This window comes from Ectothiorhodospira shaposhnikovii (assembly GCF_022227765.1).
In the GTDB taxonomy this organism is placed as follows: domain Bacteria; phylum Pseudomonadota; class Gammaproteobacteria; order Ectothiorhodospirales; family Ectothiorhodospiraceae; genus Ectothiorhodospira.
In genome coordinates, this window is record NZ_JAJMLZ010000029.1 from 1 (window position 1) to 950 (window position 950).

Below are 950 nucleotides of genomic sequence, written 5' to 3' on the forward strand. Positions count from 1 at the left end.
AGAGTCAGGGTGAGCCTGAAAGGCCCGGTACAGGTAAGGAAAGCGGACCCCGAGAATGGGAACGTGACCTGACGGCCACCGGGGAGTCGGATCACCTCATAGTACTCCGGGACGGTAGAGCCGATCACATGGGAAAGGGGGTGACAGTCATACACAGTCCGCAAAGGCCACTCGCGCCGGACACTGTTGGGCCGGAGAACGACGAGCCAACCTTCCTGCGGGCAATATCCATCAAGGCGGGCACTGCAAGAGCCCACCGATTCCAGAACCTTTATGGCCTTCTGAATGAATCACTACTGCACCATGCATGGCGCACCCTGAATCAAAGGGGAGCCCCGGGCGTGGACAAGGTGACCATGGCCGAATATGGCAAGAACCTGAGTGAAAACATCAGACAACTGGTAGAACGCCTGAAACGTAACGAGTATCGAAGCCGATTGATCCGGCGCCGGTACATTCCGAAGGGGAACGGCAAGGAACGACCGCTGGGAATTCCGGTGGTGGAAGACCGACTGCTTCAGGCGGCAGCACGCCTGTTGCTGGAGGCTATCTACGAAATGGATTTTCTCTCCACCAGCTATGGCTACCGGCCGAAGCGTGGTGCACAGCAGGCGGCCAAGGATCTCACCTATGAGCTGCAGTTTGGACGTCACGGTTATGTTGTCGAAGCCGACATTAAAGGCTTCTTCGACAACATTGACCATGACTGGCTGCTACGGATGCTGGCGGAGCGGATTGACGATAAACCATTCGTTGGTCTCATTGCCCGCTGGCTGAAGGCCGGAATCCTGGAGCGAGATGGATCTGTACTCCATCCGCACACGGGAACCCCACAGGGCGGTGTGATCTCGCCGATACTGGCGAACATCTATTTGCACTATGTGCTGGATGTGTGGTTTGAGAAGCGGATCAAGCCGAGCTGTGCCGGACAGGCGTACATCATCCGCTTT

General features: G+C 56.8%; 1 protein-coding gene. It reads left to right on the forward strand.

Annotation, left to right across the window (positions count from 1 at the left end; translation table 11 throughout):
• Positions 1-341: 341 nt before the first annotated feature.
• A partial coding sequence (locus LQD11_RS15425; RefSeq protein WP_338081504.1) for a reverse transcriptase domain-containing protein occupies positions 342-950 on the forward strand: 609 nt, incomplete at its 3' end.